Annotated in this window: 19 protein-coding genes and 1 pseudogene; 11 read left to right on the forward strand and 9 right to left on the reverse strand. The window is 65.9% G+C overall.

From position 1 onward, the window contains the following. Window positions 1-47: 47 nt before the first annotated feature. On the reverse strand, window positions 48-302 hold the full coding sequence (locus tag MPSD_RS16290) for a hypothetical protein (protein ID WP_012394895.1): 255 nt from the start codon (window positions 300-302) through the stop codon (window positions 48-50). A 182-nt stretch (window positions 303-484) separates the two neighbouring features. Here MPSD_RS16290 and MPSD_RS16295 point away from each other — a divergent pair. Further along, window positions 485-2,416: pseudogene (locus tag MPSD_RS16295) on the forward strand (DEDD exonuclease domain-containing protein); the annotation flags it as partial. On the opposite strand, the gene trpD reads toward MPSD_RS16295, so the two are convergent. Further along, window positions 2,354-3,457 (reverse strand): anthranilate phosphoribosyltransferase, encoded by a 1,104-nt coding sequence (gene trpD / locus MPSD_RS16300; protein ID WP_012394897.1) that lies wholly within the window; start codon window positions 3,455-3,457, stop codon window positions 2,354-2,356. The pseudogene MPSD_RS16295 and the gene trpD overlap by 63 nt on opposite strands. Window positions 3,458-3,607: 150 nt before the next feature. Here trpD and ctaE point away from each other — a divergent pair, with 150 nt between their 5' ends. The 4 genes from ctaE (at window position 3,608) to qcrB (ending at window position 8,040) form a co-directional block, all read left to right on the forward strand. After that, window positions 3,608-4,219 carry an aa3-type cytochrome oxidase subunit III gene (ctaE, locus tag MPSD_RS16305; protein WP_011741302.1) on the forward strand — a complete coding sequence of 204 codons (612 nt, stop codon included), beginning with the start codon at window positions 3,608-3,610 and terminating at the stop codon, window positions 4,217-4,219. Between the two features lie 118 nt (window positions 4,220-4,337). Next, window positions 4,338-5,177, forward strand: coding sequence for a cytochrome bc1 complex diheme cytochrome c subunit (gene qcrC, locus MPSD_RS16310; RefSeq protein ID WP_036427271.1), 840 nt, complete (start codon window positions 4,338-4,340; stop codon window positions 5,175-5,177). Continuing rightward, window positions 5,174-6,358, forward strand: a complete 1,185-nt coding sequence (gene qcrA / locus MPSD_RS16315; RefSeq protein WP_020787106.1) for a cytochrome bc1 complex Rieske iron-sulfur subunit — start codon at window positions 5,174-5,176, stop codon at window positions 6,356-6,358. Before qcrC ends, qcrA begins: the two co-directional genes overlap by 4 nt. After that, complete coding sequence (qcrB, locus tag MPSD_RS16320; RefSeq protein WP_086085318.1) at window positions 6,355-8,040, forward strand: cytochrome bc1 complex cytochrome b subunit; 1,686 nt, start codon at window positions 6,355-6,357, stop codon at window positions 8,038-8,040. Before qcrA ends, qcrB begins: the two co-directional genes overlap by 4 nt. Before the next feature lie 445 nt (window positions 8,041-8,485). Here qcrB and MPSD_RS16325 read toward each other — a convergent pair whose 3' ends face one another. The 4 genes from MPSD_RS16325 to ctaC all read right to left on the reverse strand — a co-directional run bounded on the left by MPSD_RS16325 (window position 8,486) and on the right by ctaC (window position 11,785). Continuing rightward, window positions 8,486-9,124 (reverse strand): DUF2561 family protein, encoded by a 639-nt coding sequence (locus MPSD_RS16325; protein WP_020787105.1) that lies wholly within the window; start codon window positions 9,122-9,124, stop codon window positions 8,486-8,488. Continuing rightward, a complete protein-coding gene (locus MPSD_RS16330; protein ID WP_086085317.1) occupies window positions 9,124-10,071 on the reverse strand; it encodes an MmpS family transport accessory protein in 948 nt (315 codons plus the stop codon). Before MPSD_RS16330 ends, MPSD_RS16325 begins: the two co-directional genes overlap by 1 nt. 182 nt (window positions 10,072-10,253) lie before the next feature. Further along, window positions 10,254-10,673 carry a cytochrome c oxidase subunit 4 gene (locus MPSD_RS16335; protein ID WP_011741308.1) on the reverse strand — a complete coding sequence of 140 codons (420 nt, stop codon included), beginning with the start codon at window positions 10,671-10,673 and terminating at the stop codon, window positions 10,254-10,256. Between the two features lie 8 nt (window positions 10,674-10,681). Continuing rightward, the gene (gene ctaC / locus MPSD_RS16340; RefSeq protein ID WP_086085316.1) at window positions 10,682-11,785 is read right to left on the reverse strand and encodes an aa3-type cytochrome oxidase subunit II; all 1,104 of its coding nucleotides are present in this window, start codon (window positions 11,783-11,785) and stop codon (window positions 10,682-10,684) included. Between the two features lie 396 nt (window positions 11,786-12,181). Between ctaC and asnB the strand changes: the two genes are divergently transcribed. Continuing rightward, complete coding sequence (gene asnB, locus MPSD_RS16345) at window positions 12,182-14,176, forward strand: asparagine synthase (glutamine-hydrolyzing) (protein WP_020787102.1); 1,995 nt, start codon at window positions 12,182-12,184, stop codon at window positions 14,174-14,176. A 12-nt stretch (window positions 14,177-14,188) separates the two neighbouring features. Here asnB and MPSD_RS16350 read toward each other — a convergent pair whose 3' ends face one another. Beyond that, a complete protein-coding gene (locus MPSD_RS16350; protein ID WP_020787101.1) occupies window positions 14,189-15,163 on the reverse strand; it encodes a carbohydrate kinase family protein in 975 nt (324 codons plus the stop codon). Window positions 15,164-15,354: 191 nt separating this feature from the next. Here MPSD_RS16350 and MPSD_RS16355 point away from each other — a divergent pair, with 191 nt between their 5' ends. Beyond that, window positions 15,355-16,044, forward strand: coding sequence for an Rv0361 family membrane protein (locus MPSD_RS16355; protein WP_015356175.1), 690 nt, complete (start codon window positions 15,355-15,357; stop codon window positions 16,042-16,044). Between the two features lie 40 nt (window positions 16,045-16,084). On the opposite strand, the gene MPSD_RS16360 is transcribed toward MPSD_RS16355, so the two are convergent. Next, window positions 16,085-16,441, reverse strand: coding sequence for an iron-sulfur cluster assembly accessory protein (locus MPSD_RS16360; protein WP_011741313.1), 357 nt, complete (start codon window positions 16,439-16,441; stop codon window positions 16,085-16,087). 85 nt (window positions 16,442-16,526) lie between these two features. After that, the gene (locus tag MPSD_RS16365) at window positions 16,527-17,603 is read right to left on the reverse strand and encodes a glycerate kinase family protein (protein ID WP_085981928.1); all 1,077 of its coding nucleotides are present in this window, start codon (window positions 17,601-17,603) and stop codon (window positions 16,527-16,529) included. 206 nt (window positions 17,604-17,809) lie between these two features. On the opposite strand from MPSD_RS16365, the gene MPSD_RS16370 reads away from it, so the two are divergent. From MPSD_RS16370 to MPSD_RS16385, 4 genes are read left to right on the forward strand one after another with little or no spacing between them, the layout of a single operon-like run. Further along, window positions 17,810-18,469, forward strand: coding sequence for a DUF3043 domain-containing protein (locus MPSD_RS16370; protein WP_369797353.1), 660 nt, complete (start codon window positions 17,810-17,812; stop codon window positions 18,467-18,469). A gap of 28 nt (window positions 18,470-18,497) precedes the next feature. After that, complete coding sequence (locus MPSD_RS16375) at window positions 18,498-19,058, forward strand: bifunctional adenosylcobinamide kinase/adenosylcobinamide-phosphate guanylyltransferase (RefSeq protein WP_012394909.1); 561 nt, start codon at window positions 18,498-18,500, stop codon at window positions 19,056-19,058. Continuing rightward, the gene (gene cobT, locus MPSD_RS16380; protein ID WP_012394910.1) at window positions 19,055-20,131 is read left to right on the forward strand and encodes a nicotinate-nucleotide--dimethylbenzimidazole phosphoribosyltransferase; all 1,077 of its coding nucleotides are present in this window, start codon (window positions 19,055-19,057) and stop codon (window positions 20,129-20,131) included. The genes MPSD_RS16375 and cobT overlap by 4 nt, the downstream gene beginning before the upstream one ends. Continuing rightward, window positions 20,128-20,886: an adenosylcobinamide-GDP ribazoletransferase gene (locus MPSD_RS16385; RefSeq protein ID WP_011741318.1), complete on the forward strand. Its 759-nt coding sequence runs from the start codon at window positions 20,128-20,130 to the stop codon at window positions 20,884-20,886. Before cobT ends, MPSD_RS16385 begins: the two co-directional genes overlap by 4 nt. Window positions 20,887-21,031 lie beyond the last annotated feature (145 nt).

Below are 21,031 nucleotides of genomic sequence, written 5' to 3' on the forward strand. Positions count from 1 at the left end.
TTTCATGTGGGAGCGCGTCTTTGCGCGATCACCACCATACATAACTTCTACGCGACGCCAGTCGCTCGGTTACGGCGGATTGGGACCAGCCGTAACCTTGGCGCCAGCCCGGCATCCGCGAGGGCTTCCAGCGCCACGCGTTCGTCGTACATCAACTCGTCGGGGACCCCGAGCAAGACGCTGACTACACAGTCGCGGCACGCGGGCCCGCGGACCGCGCAGTCATCACAATCAATCACCACCGGATCGCCCGGTTCGGCCCCCGCACCGCTTTTGCTGTCGGTTCCGCTGGTGTGTGCCATTTGGGGTCGGTCCTCTCGGTAGTGTCTTGCGCTCACTGTCAACTGAGCCGAACGCTAACCGGCGCCACCGACAGATCTGGTCCTGCCGAGATCCGGCAGCACTCCCTGACAGCCGGTGCGAGTGTCTGCGCGCGCCGCGTGGGAACCGGCGAATGTCGGTGCGAGTGCCTAACGTCACGGCCATGGGTGCGACGGGTGGAACTCAGCTGAGTCTCACCGGGCTCGATCCGGCCGCCTTTGCGGACATCGCCTTACCGGGCACCGACCTCACTGACCCGGCGGCCGCCCAGGCAGACGACGTGTCGCTGCGCGAAACCACCTTCGTGGTCGTGGACCTGGAGACCACCGGCGGACGAGCGACGGGCACTGAAGCATCGCCGCCGGACGCCATCACCGAGATCGGGGCCGTCAAGGTACGTGGTGGCGTGATCCTGGGCGAATTCGCGACCCTGGTCGACCCGCAACGCAGCATCCCACCCCAGATCGTGCGATTGACCGGAATCACCACGGCCATGCTGTGTGATGCCCCGACGATCGACCCCGTCTTGCCGATGTTCTTCGAGTTCGTCGGCAACTCGGTCCTGGTCGCCCACAACGCCGGGTTCGATATCGGGTTCCTGCGGGCGGCCGCAGGGCGCTGCGACATCGCGCGGCCGGGATCGAAGGTGGTGTGCACGGTCCGGCTGGCTCGCCGAGTGCTCAGCCGCGAAGAAGCACCCAGCGTGCGGTTGGCCGCTTTGGCGCGCTTGTTTTCCGTCGCCACCCAACCCACACACCGCGCCCTCGACGACGCGCGCGCCACTGTCGAGGTGTTGCATGCCCTGATTGAGCGGGTGGGCAACCAGGGCGTGCATTCCTACGCCGAGCTGCGTGCATACCTACCGGGCGTGACGCCGGCACAGCGTCGCAAGCGAGTGCTCGCCGACCGGCTGCCGCACCGCCCGGGGATCTATCTGTTCCGAGGGCCATCGGGCGAAGTCCTCTATGTGGGCACCGCCGTCGACTTGCGCCGCCGGGTCAGTCAGTACTTCAACGGCGCCGATTCTCGGGGCCGGATGAAGGAGATGGTCGCCCTGGCCGGCGCCGTCGACCATGTCGAGCGCGCACATGCCCTCGAGGCCGGAGTCCGTGAACTGCGGATGCTTGCCGCGCATGCACCGCCGTACAACCGTCGATCGAGGTTCCCGCACCGTTGGTGGTGGGTGACGCTCACCGACGAGGCGTTTCCCCGCCTATCGGTAGTTCGTGCTCCCCGGCATGACCGCGTTGTCGGCCCGTTTCGGTCGCGCACCGACGCGACAGAAACGGCGGCCCTGCTGGCGCGCTTCACCGGTGTCAGAACCTGCACCAAGCGGCTGGCCCGCTCGGCACTGCATGGTCCGGCTTGCCCAGAGTTGGAGGTGTCGGCCTGCCCCGCCGCGCGCAACGTCACCGCCGAGGGGTACGCCGACGCGGCCAAGCGTGCGGCCGACTTGATCGAGGGAGTGGATAACACCGCACTGACCGCGGCCGTGCACCAAGTCAGCGACCTGGCCGAGCGGCACCGCTATGAGAGCGCGGCACGGCTGCGCGACCACATCGCCACAGCTGTCGAAGTGCTCTGGCGTGGCCAACGACTGCGCGCGCTGGTAGCCCTGCCCGAGCTGGTCGCGGCCGCTCCCGATGGCTGCGGCGGCTACCAGTTCGCGGTGATCCGCCACGGCCAGCTCGCCGCCGCCGGTAATTCCCGACGTGGGACACCGCCGATGCCGGTGGTCGACGCCCTCCACGCCGGAGCGCAAACGATCTTGCCGGCACCGGCGCCACTCGGCGGCGCGCTGGTAGAAGAGACCGCGCTGATTGCCCGCTGGCTGGCGACCCCGGGAGTGCGGATCGTGCGAGTCACCGGCGCTGAGCACACCGCCGACCGTGCGGAGTCCGCCGGCTGGACTTCGCCGCTGAGATCAGCCGGACCGTGGGCGGCATGGGCGGCTGCGGCGCGTTCGGCGCGGCTGGCCGCAGAGCAGGTTAGCCAAGGAAATCCGCGTGGTCGCCCGGATGGCGGCCGGCAATCAGACGTGCTGGCTGAACCGCACCCATCGCGCGAGCAATTGCTCGGCCGCACCGCTGTCGATAGCCACCGCGGCGCGTTGCAGCCCGTCCTGCCAGGCGGGCAGCCATTCAGCGCGGCTGGATAGCCCGGCATGAGCAACGATCGCACCAGCCGCATTGAGCACCACCGCGTCCCGGACAGGCCCGGCTGCACCGCCCAAGACAGCGCGCGCCTCGGCCGCGTTGGCCTGCGGGTCTCCGCCGAGTAGCTGGCTCAGTTCAGCACGCGCGAACCCGAAATCTCCCGGGTCGAAAGTCAACTTGTCGACCGTTCCCGCCTGGACACGCCAGATCGTGCTCGTCGTAGTCGTAGTCAGCTCGTCGAGCCCGTCGTCGCCATGCACCACCAGCACACTGGACCCACGCGTGGCGAACACACCGGCCATGATCTCGGCGAGATCGGCGAAAGCACAGCCAATCAATCCGGCCCGCGGCCGCGCCGGATTAGTCAGCGGGCCAAGGAGATTGAACACGGTGGGCACCCCGATTTCACGGCGAACCACCGATGCTTGCCGATAGGACGGATGAAACTGCGGCGCGAAACAGAACCCGATCCCGATCTCGTTGAGGCTGCGCGCGACCTGATCGGGCCCCAGGTCTATGCGCACCCCAAGGGCCTCCAGGGTGTCCGCGCCGCCGGCCAACGACGAGGCGGCTCGGTTGCCATGCTTGACCACCGGCACACCCGCGGCGGCGACCACGATGGACGCCATAGTGGACAGGTTCACCGTGTTGACCCCGTCGCCACCGGTGCCGACGATGTCGACGGTGTCGTCGCGGATCAAGTCGGCCGGCATCGGACGCGCGTAGGCGAGCATCACGTCGGCCAGCTCGCCGACCTCGCCCGCGGTGGGAACCTTCATCTTCATGGCGACGGCGAAAGCGGCGACCTGGGCGGGCCGCGCGTTGCCGCTCATGATCTGCTCCATGGCCCAGCCCGCCTGACCCGGCTCCAAATGCTTGCCCTCCGTTAGCCGGCCGAGCAGCTGCGGCCACGAGGACGTCGGTATGGGTGCGGCCGCCGAGTGGTCGGCCGCGGATGAAGCTTCGGATGACAGCACCACGCGCCCGATAGTCCCATGCGTCCGACTACCTCCTATCGCCCGCCCACCGGTTGGCCGCGACCGGCGCAAACGCAGCGCCGACGCGACTCTCGGAAGCGAATTTCAGCCCCGGGTAGAGTTCGACAACTACAAAGCGTCATACTTGCGGATGTGACGAGTGCTGTAGGGACCTCGGGTACTGCCATCACGTCGCGCGTGCATTCGCTGAACCGACCCAACATGGTCAGTGTCGGCACCATAGTGTGGCTTTCCAGCGAGCTGATGTTCTTTGCTGGGTTGTTCGCTATGTACTTCACCGCGCGCTCGCAAGCCGGCGGGAAGTGGCCGCCACCGCCCACGGAGCTGAATCTCTATCAGGCCGTGCCGGTGACGTTGGTGCTAATCGCGTCGTCGTTCACCTGCCAGATGGGGGTGTTCGCGGCCGAGCGCGGCGACGTGTTTGGGCTACGCCGCTGGTATGTGATCACCTTCCTGATGGGTCTGTTCTTTGTCCTGGGCCAGGGCTACGAGTACTACCACCTGGTGACTCATGGGACGACCATCCCCGGCAGCGCCTACGGAAGCGTGTTCTATCTGGCCACTGGCTTCCACGGGCTACACGTCACGGGCGGTCTGATCGCGTTCATATTCCTGCTGGTGCGGACCGGGATGAGTAAGTTCACCCCGGCCCAGGCAACCGCCAGCATCGTCGTCTCCTACTACTGGCACTTCGTCGACATCGTGTGGATCGCGCTGTTCACCGTTATCTATTTCATTCGATAACAGCTGGCAGCCCCCAAACAGGCACGATCAGGAAACGAACAGGAGAGCTCAGTTGAAGAAACTGGGATTCACCCGATCCGGTGGCAGTGAGCCGGTTGCCCGGCGACTCGTCGGGGCGCTGCGCGGCCCGCGTAGTCACCGATCAGAACAGCGAACTAGTCGCGCACGACGGCGTCTTCATCGCCGGTTATCGGGTGGGCTGCTGCTGTTGATAGCCCTGACCATCGCTGGCGGCGTGGCGGCCGTACTCACACCCGCCCCGCAGGTAGCCGTCGCCGACGAGTCTTCCGCCGCACTGCTTCGCACCGGCAAGCAGTTGTTCGACACCTCATGTGTGTCTTGCCACGGCGCCAACCTGCAAGGCGTGCCCGACCACGGCCCCAGCTTGATCGGAGTCGGCGAGGCCGCCGTCTACTTCCAGGTATCGACGGGCCGGATGCCAGCCATGCGCGGCGAAGCGCAGGCACAGCGCAAAGAGCCGATTTTCGATGAGGCACAAACCGACGCTCTTGGCGCGTTCGTGCAAGCCAACGGCGGTGGCCCCACCGTGGTGCGCAACCCCGACGGCAGCCTCGCGATGAAGTCGCTGCGCGGAGATGATCTGGGCCGCGGCGGTGATCTGTTCCGCCTCAACTGCACCTCCTGCCACAACTTCACGGGCAAGGGCGGGGCGCTGTCCTCCGGCAAGTTCGCGCCGGATCTGGGGCCCGCCAACGAGCAGCAGATCCTCACCGCGATGCTGACGGGTCCGCAGAACATGCCGAAGTTCTCCGACCGTCAGCTGTCATTCGACGCGAAGAAGGACATCATCGCCTACGTTCGCAACGCCGCCGAGGAGCGGCAGCCCGGCGGCTACGGACTCGGTGGATTCGGTCCCGCACCTGAGGGCATGGCGATATGGATCATCGGTATGGTCGCCGCCATTGGGCTGGCACTGTGGATTGGGGCGCGATCATGAGCGACGGCTCAACGGAAACCGGCGTCTCGCGCGAGCCCGACGAGGCCGCGCTGGCCGAAATGTCCCAGCAAGAACTGCTGGAGCTGGGCGGCAGCATCGACGGCGTGCGCATCGCCCACAAGGAACCTCGCTGGCCGGTAGAGGGCACCAAGGCGGAGAAGCGCGCGGAGCGCGGCGTGGCCCTCTGGCTTTTGCTGGGTGGGTTCTTCGGCCTGGCGCTGCTGCTGGTCTTCCTCTTCTGGCCGTGGGAGTACAAGCCGAGCGGAGACAAGGGCAACCTGCTCTACTCCCTTGCCACCCCGCTGTACGGGTTGACCTTCGGGATGTCCGTACTGGCGATCGCGATCGGCGCGGTGCTTTTCCAGAAACGCTTTATCCCCGAAGAGATCACCATCCAAGATCGCCATGACGGCGCCTCCCGCGAGGTAGACCGCAAGACGGTGGTGGCCAACCTCGCCGACGCCTTCGAAGCCTCCACGATCGGACGGCGCAAGATGGTCGGCGCGTCGTTGGGCGTGGGTCTGGGCGCGTTCGGGCTCGGCACCTTGGTTGCGTTTGCCGGCGGCCTCATCAAGAACCCGTGGAAGCCGGTGGTCCCCACCGCTGACGGCAAGAAGGCCGTGCTGTGGACCTCGGGCTGGACCCCGCGTTTCCACGGCGAGACGATCTATCTGGCGCGAGCCACCGGACTCGGTGACGGGCCTCCGTACACCAAGGTGCGCCCCGAGGACTTGGACGCCGGCGGGATGGAGACGGTGTTTCCCTGGCGGGAGTCCGACGGCGACGGCACCACCGTCGAATCCCACGAAAAGCTGCAACGGATCTCAATGGGCGTCCGCAACCCCGTGATGCTGATTCGGATCAAGCCCACCGACATGCACCGCGTGGTGAAGCGCCAAGGCCAAGAAAGCTTCAACTTCGGAGAACTCTTCGCCTTCACCAAGGTCTGCTCTCACCTGGGCTGCCCGTCTTCGCTGTATGAGCAGCAGTCCTACCGAATTCTGTGCCCGTGTCACCAATCCCAGTTCGACGCGCTGCATTTCGCCAAGCCGATATTCGGCCCGGCCGCGCGTGCGCTGGCACAGTTGCCTATCACAATCGACACCGAGGGATATTTGGTCGCCAACGGCGACTTCATCGACCCCGTTGGACCGGCATTCTGGGAGCGCACAACATCATGAGCCCGAAACTCAGTCCGCCGAAGATCGGTGATGTCCTAGCCCGCCAGGCCGAGGACATTGATACGCGCTACCACCCCGCTGCAGCGCTGCGCAGACAGTTCAACAAAGTCTTCCCGACGCACTGGTCGTTCCTGCTCGGCGAGGTCGCGCTGTACAGCTTCATCGTGCTGCTGATCACCGGCGTGTACCTGACGCTGTTCTTCGATCCGTCCATGATGGACGTCACCTACAACGGCGTCTACCAGCCGTTGCGCGGCGTGGAGATGTCGAAGGCCTACGCGTCGACACTCGACATCTCCTTCGAGGTGCGTGGCGGCTTGTTCGTCCGCCAGGTACACCACTGGGCGGCACTGATGTTCGCCGCGGCGATCATGGTGCACTTGGCACGTATTTTCTTCACGGGCGCATTCCGGCGGCCACGTGAGGCCAACTGGATCATCGGTTCGTTGCTGCTGATCCTGGCCATGTTCGAGGGATACTTCGGCTACTCACTGCCTGACGACTTGCTCTCCGGCATCGGTTTGCGGGCCGCGCTCTCCTCGATCACGCTGGGGATGCCGGTGATCGGCACCTGGCTGCACTGGGCGTTGTTCGGCGGCGATTTCCCCTGCGGTGGTGTGGGCGACGACTGCACCGCGGCGGGCTACATCATCCCGCGCATGTACCCCCTGCACATCCTGTTGCTGCCGGGAATCATCCTGGCGCTGATCGGGATGCACATGGCCTTGGTGTGGTTCCAGAAGCACACCCAGTTCCCCGGCCCGGGCCGCACCGAGCACAACGTCGTCGGTGTCCGAGTGATGCCCGTGTTCGCGGTCAAGTCTGGTGCGTTCTTCGCGGCCATCACCGGTGTGCTGGGTTTGATGGGCGGTCTGCTGCAGATCAACCCGATCTGGAATCTGGGCCCCTACAAGCCGGCCCACGTCTCGGCAGGGTCGCAGCCCGACTTCTACATGATGTGGACCGAAGGCCTGGCCCGTATCTGGCCGCCATGGGAGTTCTACTTCTGGCACCACACCATTCCGGCACCGGTGTGGGTCGCTCTGATCATGGGTCTCATTTTCATGCTCCTGATCGTCTACCCCTTCCTGGAGAAGCGGTTTACCGGCGACTACGCGCACCACAACCTGCTGCAGCGGCCGCGTGACGCTCCGGTTCGTACCGCAGTCGGAGCGATGGCGATCTCGTTCTACATGCTGCTCACGCTGGCGGCGATGAACGACATCATCGCGCTGAAGTTCCACATCTCGTTGAACGCAACGACGTGGATCGGACGTATCGGCATGGTGATTCTTCCGCCGTTCGTCTACTTCATCAGCTACCGGTGGTCCATCGGACTGCAGCGCAGCGACCGTGCGGTGCTCGAGCACGGTATTGAGACCGGCATCATCAAGCGACTGCCGCACGGTGCCTACATCGAACTGCACCAGCCGCTCGGTCCGGTCGACGAGCATGGTCATCCGCTTCCGCTGGACTACCAGGGCGCTCCATTGCCCAAGCGAATGAACAAGCTGGGCTCGGCGGGATCGCCGGGTAGCGGTAGCTTCCTGACCGCCGATCCGGCATCGGAGGACGCGGCACTGCGCGAGGCGGGTCACGCCGCCGAACACCGTGCTCTGACAGCGTTGCGCGAATACCAGGACAGCCTCAACGAGACGTCCAACGGCGAGGGCGATCACTAGCCTCGACGGGTAGCAACCACTGGCCAGGCCCGGTCCCCCAAGCGGAGTCACCTCGACCCGCTTTCGGGAGCCGGCCTATTGGCGTCTTTGGGCCCTGCTACTTGGTTCTATGGCGTCGCGCTAGGTGGCCGTTGGGGCGGCGCCAAGTGGGTTTCCCAATAAACCCACAGAACCGATTGAACCCAATGACCCCATCATGGCCACCGGCACTCGCTGGCCCGGACCGCGAGTAGGCCATCCGCCAACCATCGCTCGTCCGTGGGGAATTCGTGCCCTCAGCCGGTCCCCGACTGCGCTACACCAGCACCGGTCGAGATAGCCAACACCTCTCCCCTCCCCCACCCGGCATCCGAGGCATCTCAGGCGTCTGAACCACGACAGCCATAGGGACGAACGCCGGGGAAGTCGCCGGCTGGTGCCTGACCGAGACCTATCCGGCCGAGATCTATTTGACCGAGACGCGACGCAACTGGCGCACGTAGAACCACTCGATCGCCGGCATTCCTGCGGTCACGATCCCAGCCAGCCCGTAGGCGACCCAGGACGCACCGTCGTGACCGACCGCCATCAGATTGGTCGCTGCGCCAACGGCAATCAAAGCAATCCCTATCGTCCCGACCAGGGCCACGGTGCCACGCAACCAAACGCGGTCCACCGCCTCGCTAGACCACTCCGTGCCCTCCGGGCGCCCATTTGCGTGATCCCGACGCGCGCTACGGTCGGCGGCTCGCATCGTGGCGTTGGCCGTCCGCAACGGCTGCCCGCCCGTTCTACGCAATGGCACCGAGGTCACCAGCGGTCCAGTCTCGGCCATCCGTCGCGCCCGCAACAGCATCGGGACCGCCCCGACGATGATCAATGCCGAGACTACGATGACCGCGTACAACACCCAACTGCTGTGCGAGTCCTTCGATATCTTCTGTACGCCCCGGCCAAGATCGGCCAACGCGACCACGGCGGCCACACCTACGCCCACCAGCGCCAGCCAGACCGCCGCACACGCCCCGATGAGAATTCGGTCGACGACTTCGGGAGCGACAACGCCTTCCGGTCCACGCCGGTACGCGGAGTATTTACCGAGCATCAGCAGCTCGTCTGCGGTCCGTCGTTGCTGTTGGACGACAGCACCGTCCCGTCACTGGTGGTGATCGAGCAGTTGAGCCTGCTCACCCGGAACAGGCTGGAGGCCTCCACAGAGCCCACATCGGACTGCGAAATCGGAGTGACGGTCATCGACCAGGGGATATACACGTTGTGCTGGGTCCTTCGCCGGCCTGAAGCGTCCACATAAGTCACCGAAATGATGTCACCGGGTGCCTTGGTACCGGTCACCGAATAGGTAACTTGCCGCGGCCCCGCAGGAGTCGTCGTGGTGGGGGGCGGCGCAGCCGCCGGTGTCGTCGGAGTAGTAGCCGCCGGTGGCGGCGCCGCAGAGGTCTCCGGAGGCGGAGGCGGCGGGGGTGGAGGTGTCACCGTCACTGTCTGCGTCTCCGTCGCTGTCGGAATCTCGGTACTAGGCGGTGGCGGCGGAGGAGGCGGAGGGGGCGGCGGCTTGGTCGTCGTGATTTCGTCCTGTACCGGCGGTACCGATGACGTGGTTGCGGGATTGGCGAGCTTCGTGGAATCGGTGCGCGTCACCAGCAGCGACACCGATGCCACCAGCGCTATGGCGGCCATTATCGCCGCCACCCCAACCACCCAGGGCCAGCGTGGCGTGCTTGGCTCATCCTCTTCGTCGAGCGAGTCGTCGTAGCCGTCATAGTCGTAAAGACTGAGATCTGCCGGCAGGTAGGCCCCGCTGATGAATTGCTCGGACTCCGGCGCCGAATAGGCCCGTGAATACGCTTCCGATTCCTGCGCGGAGTCTACCGGCTCAATCTGGCCGCTCTCGCTGACGGGTTCGAGTTCGCCGCCTGCAAGAGCGTCGTCTGGCTCATCGTCGGTGTCGCCAAAGGGTTCCAGTTCAGCGCTGGAATCGCCAGCTGGGTCGGGTTCGTCAGGTTCCCATCCCGGCGGATTCGGCCCGCTCATGTTTGCCTACCCTGTCCAAACTGACTCACCAAAGCGCGGTGCTCCGCAGCTGCATCTGTGCACGCCCGCTCGGTGCATTCTCACTGTGCATCAAAACCCTACCCAACCGGGTAGCTCACAGAAGTCTTGGCTAACTGGCCACTGATCAACTGATGCTCTGATTGTGACCTTCCCGGCTCGAGTCAGTGCTTCTCAGGACCCACGTAGTACTCGAAGACCAGACCGGCCGCCGATCCCAGGATGAACACCACGCCGGCGACGATCAGCCACGGAAGCCACAATGCGATGCCGGTTGCGGCCACCGAACCGGACAAAGCCACCATGATCGGCCACCAGCTGTGCGGGCTGAAGAAACCCAATTCCCCTGCCCCATCGCTGATTTCAGCGCCCTCGTAGTCCTCAGGCCGGGTATCGAGCCGGCGAGCCACGAAGCGGAAGAAGGTGGCCACGATCAAGGCCATTCCACCGGTCAGCGCCAGCGCCGTGGTGCCGGCCCACTCGACCCCACCGGTAGCGAATATGGAGGTCACGACACCGTACAGCACCGCCGTGACGACGAAGAACGCGGCAACGAACTCAAACAGCCTGGCTTCAATGTGCATTGAGTGTCCTAACCTACGGGCATCGGGGCCTGTTGGCCGCGCCGGGTCTCGAACGGGTGGGTGGTAATCGCCAGCGGTGGCTGGTTGATCGCCTGCAGCGCCTCGGCATTGGTCTTTCCGGCAATACGCTGCTGCAAGTAGGCCTTGAAATCGTTAGCGGCCACAACGCGGACTTCGAAATTCATCATCGAGTGGTAGGTGCCACACATTTCGGCGCAGTGCCCGACGAACGCTCCGGTCTTGGTGATCTGCTCGACCTGGAACCTGTTGACCGAATTATTGGCGGCCGGGTTGGGCATCACGTCGCGCTTGAACAGGAATTCCGGCACCCAGAAAGCGTGGATCACGTCGGCCGAGTTGAGCTGGAATTCGATCCGCTTGCCGGCGGGCAACACCAGAACCGGAATCTCGGACGTGGTTCCCAGCGTTTCGACCTTGTCGAAGTTCAGGTAGGTGCGGTCCTCGGTGTTACGTCCGGCCACCGGCCCGACCAGTTCCTCGCCGTGCTCGTCCTTGCCTTCCGGCTTGGATTCCATGGCACGATTACGCGCCTCATCGGCACCGTCGTAGGTCAGGGTGTGGTCGTGGAAGTCGACCTTTTGGTAGCCGAACTTCCAGTTCCACTGGAACGCCGTGACGTCGACAACAACCTCGGGGTCACCGTTGTGGTGCAGCATCTTTTCCTGCACCACAACGGTGAAGTAGAACAGCACCGAGATGATGAGGAACGGCGTGACCGTGAGAACCAGCTCCAGCGGCATGTTGTAGCCGAACTGGCGCGGGAAGTCGGTGTCGGTCTTCTTCTTCCGGTGGAAGGTGGCCGACCAGAAGATCAGGCCCCACACAATGACACCGACCACCAGGGAGGCGATCACCGCGCCGACCCACAGCTCCCGGTTGACGTGTGCCTCCGGTGTGATGCCCTCAGGCCAGCCCAGGGCCAGCGCTTCAGACCAGCTGCAACCGCTCAGGGTGACGGCCAGCAAACCCAGCGCGCCGGCCAGCCCCGCTAGCCGAGCGATCCGCCGCGCGGCACCGCTGCGACCAACGGAATTGCTCTGAGAATTGCACGGCGACAAGCTTTGCGAACGACCTGGCTCGCGAGGTGTCACGTTGCGCCTCCTGTATCACAAGCTGGGCCGACCGGTGCTGGACGCCGCGTCTGGCGGAATTCGTCGGCTCACTCGGATTCGAATACTACGCAGCGTAGACCACGCCGCTCGCGCGGGCGACGATGCGGGCCAAAACTCGTCCGGCGCGCTGTGCTCCAACCGGGTCGAAACCTGTGTTTGCCACGGTGGACGCGCATGGGCGCGGCGAGTGGCCGACGCCACCGGCCCCGGCGCGCGGCACCGGTGGCCGAGCGAGGACTCCACGCGAGACCGCCCGCGTGGGTGCGCGTCGGGCACCGTGAATGGGCGGCAACCATCCGGGCCCGCCACCCGCAGATGGCGACCCGCCGGGCTCGACCCCCACAAGCTTCGCCAATTGCGGCATACTGGGGCGCCGTGTGTGGACTGCTGGCCTTCGTTGCGGCCCCGGCCGGCGCTGCCGAGACGCAAGGCACCGATACTCAACTCGCCCAGGCCGACCAAGCCGCGCTGGCCGCGCGAGCCGACAGCGCAATCGCGGGCGCGTCGCACCTGATGCGCCACCGCGGCCCCGACGAGCCCGGCACCTGGGCAGACCCCGATGCCGACGGTTCGGTGGTCTTCGGATTCAACCGGTTGTCCATCATCGACATCGAGCATTCGCACCAACCGCTGCGATGGGGGCCACCCGAAGCTCCTGACCGCTATGTCTTGGTGTTCAACGGCGAGATCTACAACTACCTCGAACTACGCGAGGAACTGCGTGCCGAGCACGGCGCCACCTTCGCCACCGATGGTGATGGTGAGGCCATCGTCGCCGGTTACCACCACTGGGGTGCCGACGTGCTGCGGCGACTCCGCGGCATGTTCGCCTTCGCGCTGTGGGACACGGTCACCCGCGAACTGTTCTGTGCCCGCGATCCGTTCGGCATCAAACCGCTGTTCATGGCGACCGGACCGGGCGGCACCGCGCTGGCTAGTGAGAAGAAGTGTCTACTGGGCCTGGTCGACTTGGTGGGATTCGACACTGAAATCGACCACCGGGCGCTACAGCACTACACAGTCCTGCAGTACGTCCCCGAACCCGAGACACTGCATCGCGGAGTCCGACGGCTCGAATCGGGCTGCTACGCGCGCATCCGGCCCGGGTGCAACCCCGTAGTCACCCGTTACTTTGTGCCGCGGTTTGCCGCCACACCGATCACCAGCGCCACCGAGCGGGCGCGCTACGACGAGATCACCGCGGTGCTAGAGGACTCGGTGGCCAAACACATGCGCGCCGACGTCACTGTCGGTTCGTTTCTGTCAGGCGGGATCGACTCCACGGCCATCGCGGCGCTGGCCATCCGGCACAATCCGCGGCTGATCACCTTTACCACCGGCTTCGAACGCGAGGGTTTTTCCGAGCTCGACGTGGCGGTGGCCTCGGCCGAAGCCATCGGCGCCCGCCACATCGCCAAGGTGGTCAGCGCGGAGGAATTTGTGGCCGCATTGCCCGAAATTGTCTGGTATCTCGACGAGCCGGTCGCCGACCCGGCGCTGGTACCACTGTTCTTCGTAGCCCGCGAGGCCCGCAAGCACGTCAAGGTGGTGCTCTCCGGGGAGGGCGCCGACGAGCTGTTTGGCGGATACACGATCTACCGCGAGCCGCTCTCGCTGAAACCCTTCGACTATCTACCCCGACCGCTGCGACGGTCGATGGGTAAGGTCTCCAAACCCCTGCCCGAGGGTATGCGCGGAAAAAGCCTGCTCCATCGCGGCTCGCTGACGCTCGAGGAGCGCTACTACGGCAACGCCCGAAGCTTCTCCGACGCCCAACTGCAAGACGTGCTGCCCGGATTCCGGCCGCAGTGGACACACACCGATGTGACCGCTGCGGTCTACGCCGGGTCAGCGGGCTGGGACCCGGTAGCCAGAATGCAGCACATCGATCTGTTCACTTGGCTACGCGGCGACATTCTGGTGAAGGCCGACAAGATGACGATGGCCAATTCGCTCGAACTGCGGGTGCCATTCCTGGATCCCGAGGTGTTCGCCGTCGCCGCCCGATTGCCGCTGCAGGCCAAAATCACCCGCACCACCACCAAGTACGCGCTACGGCGCGCATTGGAGCCGATTGTCCCGGCACATGTGCTGCACCGACCCAAGCTCGGGTTCCCAGTCCCGATCCGGCACTGGTTGCGCGCCGGCGAACTGTTGGAGTGGGCCTATGCGATGGTGGCCACGTCGCAGGCGGGTCACCTGATCGACCTGGCAGCGGTCAACCGGATGCTCGACGAGCACCGCACCGGCGCCAGCGATCACAGCCGCCGGCTGTGGACCCTGCTGATCTTCATGCTGTGGCACGCGATCTTCATCGAGCGCAGCATCACACCACAGATCAGCGAGCCCCAGTATCCGGTCGAGCTCTAGCTCCTCGCGGCGCTAAGCCAGGACAGCAGTGATCTCGTTGGCGGCGTCGTCACCGTAGGCCTCGGCCAGCCGGGCGGTCGCGACCTGGCGGTCCCACTGCCATTCCTGGGTGCCGGTGGATTCCAGCACCAGAACGGCCACCAGCGAACCCAACTGCGCGGCGCGCTCCAGGTTCAAACCCGCGCTGCGGCCGGTCAAGAAGCCCGCGCGGAACGCGTCACCGACGCCGGTGGGGTCGGTCTGGCTGGTTTCGGGGACGACGCCAACGTGAATGCTGGTGCCGTCGGGCTCCACCAGATCCACGCCCTTGGGGCCCAGTGTCGTCACTCGCAAGCCGATCTGGGCCATCACGTCGGCCTCGGACCAGCCGGTCTTGGACAACAGCAGGTCCCACTCGTAGTCGTTGGTGAACAAATAGGTGGCACCGTTGATGAGCCGTTTGATCTCATCGCCCGACAGCCGTGCCAGCTGCTGCGAGGGGTCGGCGGCGAATGCCAGTCCTAGCTGGCGGCATTCCTCGGTGTGCAAGAACATCGCCTCGGGGTCGTTGGCGCCAACAATCACCAGCTCCGGGGTACCGACGGCCGATACCACGTCGGCGAGCTTGATGTTGCGCGCCTCAGACATGGCGCCCGGGTAGAACGACGCGATCTGCGCCATGTCGACATCGGTGGTGCAGGTAAATCGGGCCGTGTGCGCGGTCTGCGAGATCGGCACATGGTCGCAGTTGACGCCGTGGGCTTTGAGCCAATCGCGATAATCGGCGAAGTCGGCGCCTGCGGCGCCGACCAGCGCCACGTCACCTCCGAGCACACCGATGGCAAAAGCCATATTTCCGGCCACCCCGCCGCGGTGCACGACAAGGTCGTCGACGAGGAAGCTGAGTGACACCTTGTGCAGATGCTCGGGCAGCAGCTGTTCGGAAAAATGGCCTGGGAACCGCATCAGATGGTCGGTCGCAATCGAACCGGTTACCGCAATCGTCACAAAATCTCCGTCCTATTCACGCGAGGTCGTCTAGCCTCTCACAATTATCGGCGTCGGGACCCGCCCCGTCGCGTCGAAAGCCGTCGGCAAGTATTGCGCTAGCCTGCCTAGGGAGCTCATCGGCTTTGCCGGAATCCCGCGCTCGCGGCAGCCCCGCCTGTCGTCCCGTCCACCACCGTAGGAGAACCACGATGGCCGGTCCGCACCCGTCGAACCCCGCCGTCAGCACGGAGGGACCGATGCCATACCCGGAGAACGGGCCCAACGAGCCCCTTGAGTACCCCCATGACCTGGGCGGCGCCGAACCGGCATTCGGTGTTCCGCCAGCCGATGGCCCGCCGCGACTGCCGGTTAGCTACCCAGGCCTGCCCCCGGCGCCGGGCGGATACCGGAATCGACGTCCCAAACGGCTGCTGATCGGCACGTTGCTGGCGCTGGCGCTGGTGGGTGCGCTCACCGCGACGATTGTCTACGGGGTTCGCACCAACGGGACCAACAGCAGCGGCACGTTGTCCGAAGGCGCAGCCAAGACCGCGATTCAGGGCTACCTGAACGCCCTCGAACACCGCGACGTTGATGTCATCGTCCGTAACGCCTTGTGCGGGATCTACAACGGGGTCAAGGACAAGCGCTCCGATCAGGCGCTGGCCAAACTCAGCAGTGACGCCTTTCGCAAGCAGTTCTCCCAGGCCGACGTGACGTCGATCGACAAGATCGTCTATTGGTCGCAGTATCAGGCACAGGTGCTGTTCACGATGCAGGTGACGCCGGCCACCGGTGGCCCGCCCAAGGGCCAGGTACAAGGCATCGCACAGCTGCTCTTTCAGCGTGGCCAGATCATGGTGTGCTCGTACGTGCTGCGCACTGCCGGGCAGTACTGACCGGGCCGCAGCGGCGGCCCGGTCAGGTGCGACTAGCTGCTCAGTTAAAGGAATCCCCGCAGGCGCAGGACCCGGTGGCGTTGGGGTTGTCGATGGTGAAGCCCTGCTTCTCGATGGTGTCCACGAAGTCGATCAACGCACCTTCGACGTAGGGCGCGCTCATCCGGTCCACCGTCAAGGTCACGCCACCGAACTCCGCGGTCAGGTCGCCGTCGAGGGCCCGATCATCGAAGAAAAGGTTGTAGCGCAAGCCCGCGCACCCGCCCGGCTGCACCGCGATCCGCAGCGACAGGTCGTCACGTCCCTCCTGGTCGAGCAGGGATTTTGCCTTGGCGGCGGCAGCCTCGGTCAGGATTACGCCGTGGGTCTTTGCGTCCGACTCGTTCTGCACGGTCATTGCTTCTCCTACATGCTTCGTCGTTGGGTGGGCCCGCCCGGCTGAAATCCAACCGGGGTCTGCCACAGGGGGAAGCCCAGTCCTATTAACGGTACCCCGCAGGTCCCCGATTCCCGAGTCGTGCGGCAACCTCAGATGACAAACCCATCAGCTGGTTCGCCGCGTCAGCCAGTGCCAGGCGTACCGAACCCGCATAGTCGGCGATGGACAACGCGGACATGATCCCGGCCAGGCGGATCGTGGATTTGTCCAGGTCCACCTGTCCCGCCAGCACGATCACCGGAATGCCCAGCGGCCGCGCCGCGGCAGCAATCTCACCGACCACCTTTCCGTGCAGCGATTGTTCGTCAAACCGCCCCTCCCCGGTGACGATGAGCTCGGCGTCGGCGAGGTCGTCGGCAAGATGCGTTAGCTCAGCGATGATCGCGGCTCCGGACTCGCATCGACCCCGCAGTGCAAGTAGCCCCGCCCCGATTCCTCCGGCGGCCCCGGCCCCTGGCTCGGCACTGACCGCGCGTCCGGCCGCCGCGTCCAGCTCAACCGCCCATGCCGCCAGGCGCCCCTCCAGCACGCTGATGGTGGCCGCGTCAGCACCCTTCTGCGGCGAGAACACCCTTGCCGAACCCCACGGGCCCAACAGCGGGTACTCGGCGTCAGAGGCGGCAATCAGCTCTATTCCGACCAGCCGATCACGGGCCGCATCCAGGCCGCCGAGCTCGGTAATCATGCCGTGGCCACCGTCGGTGCACGCGCTGCCGCCCAACCCCACCACGATGCGCCGCGCTCCCGCGGCCAGCGCCGCATCAATGAGCTGGCCCACTCCGCGGCTGTGGGCCGCCAACGCGGTTTCGGGCGACGGCGGACCACCCAGCAACGAGAGACCACAGGCTTGGGCGCATTCCAGGTAGGCGGTCGCCGAAGATCGCTCAAACACCCACTCCGCACTGACCGCGGTGTCCAGTGGCCCGGACACCTGCAGCTTCCGGACGCCACCCAGCCGGCTGCGCAGCACATCGATGAACCCCGGACCACCGTCGGATTGTGGGGCCACGATAAAGGAGTCATTGGGTCGTGAGCGGGTCCAGCCGGTGGCAATGACCGCCGCGGCTTCAACAGCCGACAGGCTTTCGCCATAGCAGTCCGGGGCCACCAGGACCCGCATCGCGGGCAGCTGGATCCGGCCGGGCCCGAGGCCATCGGCGGCAGCATCCGAGGCGAGGGAGCCGTTCATCACAAGCAAGAGTAGGGCCAACCGCTACACCGGCGCTGGGTAACACCGGCACAATTCCGGGGACTGGGCTCTCGCGAAGTAACCTGTCGGTTGTGAAGCTGCTGGGCCGCAAGAAAGACCATGACGAAGGCGCCGACATTTCGGTCGCATCCGACCACGCCGACGAGTCGGCGGCGAACTCCGGGGATACCTCATCATCGGCAACTTCTCGCGGACCGAAGACGACCGGCCCCAAGGGCCGGCCCACACCGAAACGCAACGACGCCACGCGATCCAAGAAGGGCCCGGTCGTTCCGGCGCCTATGACCAGCGCAGAGGCGCGGGCCCGGCGTAAGAAGCTGGCCCGGCCCAAACTCAGTCGCGAGGAGCGCAAGGCGGAAAAGGCGGCCGGCCGGGCCCGGATGGCCGAACGCCGGGAGCGCATGATGGCCGGCGACGAGGCATACCTGTTGCCCCGCGATCAAGGGCCGGTACGCCGGTACGTCCGCGATGTGGTGGATGCCCGGCGCAACCTGCTCGGTCTGTTCATGCCGTCTGCGCTGGCGCTGCTCTTCGCCATGTTCGCCGTCCCGCAGCTGCAGCTTTACATGTCGCCGGCAATGCTGGTGCTGATGGCGCTGATGACCATTGACGGCATCATTTTGGCCCGCAAAGTCAGCAACCTGGTCGACGTCAAGTTCCCGAACAACACCGAAGGCCGTTGGAAGCTGGGCCTGTACGCGGCCGGCCGCGCGTCTCAAATGCGCAGGATGCGGGCGCCCCGGCCCAAGGTCGAGCGCGGCGCCAGTGTCGATTAGTACTCACCGGAAAGCTGTTTGACCACTCATGCGCACACTGGTTCTCGGTGGGATCAGGTCGGGCAAGTCCCGCTGGGCAGAGGAGACCATTGCGGACTCGCTTACGCCCGAACAGCCGGTCCGTTATCTGGCCTCCGGACCGGCCACCGACTCCGACTCAGCCGCATCGCAGGACTGGGATCAGCGCGTCGCCAGGCACCGCGATCGCCGGCCCGGACACTGGTCAACGGTCGAAACTGACGACATCACGACCCAATTGCGGCAAGTGCCGGACACGCCCACTCTCGTCGACGATCTCGGTACGTGGTTGACCAGCGCCATGGACAGCCACCGCGCCTGGGAGGGCGGCTCCCCACCGGCCGCCCTGCAAGACACCATCGACGACATGCTGGCCGCCGTCGGCGAATTCGGATCGACGCTGGTCCTGGTCAGCCCGGAAGTGGGGCTGACCGTGGTGCCGGCGACCGCATCCGGGCGCCGGTTCGCCGACGAGTTGGGCACCCTCAACCAGCGAATGGCGGCACTGTGTGACCGCGTGGTGCTGGTGGTGGCCGGCCAAGCCGTCCCGATCAAACCGTCGCGCGCATGATCGGGTTCGCACCGATCTCAGCACCCGACGCCCTCGCCGAGGCGGCAGCGCGGGCTCGCCAGGACGCGCTGACCAAGCCGCGGGGTGCGCTGGGGCGGCTCGAGGACCTGTCTGCGTGGGTCGCCTCGTGCCAGGGCCAGTGCCCGCCGCGGCAGTTCCAGCGCGCCCGCGTGGTGGTATTCGCCGGTGACCACGGTGTCACCCGGTCCGGGGTGTCGGCCTATCCCCCGGATGTCACCGCCCAGATGGTCGCCAATATCGACGGTGGCGGAGCCGCCATCAACGCGCTTGCCGACGTCGCGGGCGCCACGGTACGGGTGGTGGATCTGGCTGTCGACGCGGAAGCGCTCTCGGAGCAGATCGGCGCCCACAAGGTGCGGCGCGGCAGTGGTGATATCGCCACCGAGGACGCATTGACCGACGACCAGACCGCCGCCGCGATCGCGGCCGGTCAGCAGATCGCCGATGCCGAGGTCGACGCTGGCGCCGACCTGCTGATCGCCGGTGACATGGGAATCGGTAACACCACCCCGGCCGCGGTCCTGGTGGCGGCGCTGACCAACACCGAGCCGGTTGCCGTGGTCGGCTTCGGAACCGGAGTCGACGATGCGACCTGGTCACGCAAGACCGCAGCGGTACGCGATGCGCTGTTTCGGTCCGCGCGAGTGTTGCCTGACCCCGTCGCGTTGCTGCGCTGCTGCGGCGGCGCGGACCTGGCCGCCATGGCGGGCTTCTGCGCGCAGGCCGCGGTCCGGCGTACCCCGCTGCTGCTCGACGGCATGGCAGTCACCGCGGCAGCGCTGGTCGCCGAACGCCTGGCCCCCGGCGCCCGGCAATGGTGGCAAGCCGGCCACCGCTCCACCGAACCCGGCCATCAGCTGGCACTGACGGCGCTGGCGCTGGACCCAGTGGTGGATCTGCGAATGCGGTTGGGCGAAGGCACCGGCGCCACCGTTGCCCTACCGGTGCTGCGCGCCGCCGTGGCAGCGCTGTCATCGATGGCGACCTTCGCCGAAGCCGGGGTGTCCACGGCGTGCGACGACGCCGGCGCCACCGAGCCACCTGAATCGTGATTCGTTCGCTGGCAACAGCTCTCTCCTTTGGCACGGTCATACCCGTCCCTGCCTCGGTCGCCGCACCGATGGGGCGCGGGGCGATGACGGCACTGCCGGTTGTCGGCGTCGTGCTGGGCGGACTTGCCGCCGGCGTCACGTGGTCCGCATCGCTGGTGTTCGGCCCGGTCAGCCCGCTGCCCGGACTGCTCGCGGTGGCGGTGCTACTGCTGGCCACCCGCGGTCTGCACATCGACGCCGTCGCCGACACGGCTGACGGGCTCGGCTGCTACGGGCCACCACAACGGGCCTTGGCCGTCATGCGCGACGGTTCGACCGGACCGTTCGGGGTGGCCGCGGTCGTGTTGGTCATTGCCGTGCAGGGGTCGGCGTTTTCGACACTGAGCGCGGCAGGCAGCCGCGGAATCGCGGGCATCGCCGTGGCGGTCTTTGCCGGCCGGGTCACCGCGGTACTGGGCTGCCGGCGGTCGGTACCGGCGGCCGCGGGCAGTAGCTTGGGCTCTCGGGTCGCCGGCACCCAGCCCATATCGGTGCTGGTGGCGTGGCTTGCTGTGCTGCTGTTCGCTTCGCTGGCCGCGGCTCCGCGGCCATGGCAGGGCCCTGCCGCGGTGGTGGCCGCGGTCTGCGCCGGCACCCTGCTGATCAGGCATTGTGTCCGACGGTTCGGCGGCATCACCGGCGACGTGCTGGGTTGCGCGATTGAGCTAGCCACCACGGTGACTGCCGTGGTGTTGGCGGCTCTGGTACGTTTGTAGAAGCTGAAAACGCTAGATTGGTGCCAAGTTGGGTTGGTCAGATTCCGACCAACCAGCATTTTTTGAGCCGGTCCGCAGGACTAATGGAGATTCCTCCGATCGGTGGACACGGGATTGCACCGGCAATATCTGATTAATGTCCGAT

This window comes from Mycobacterium pseudoshottsii JCM 15466 (assembly GCF_003584745.1).
Taxonomy (GTDB): domain Bacteria; phylum Actinomycetota; class Actinomycetes; order Mycobacteriales; family Mycobacteriaceae; genus Mycobacterium; species Mycobacterium marinum.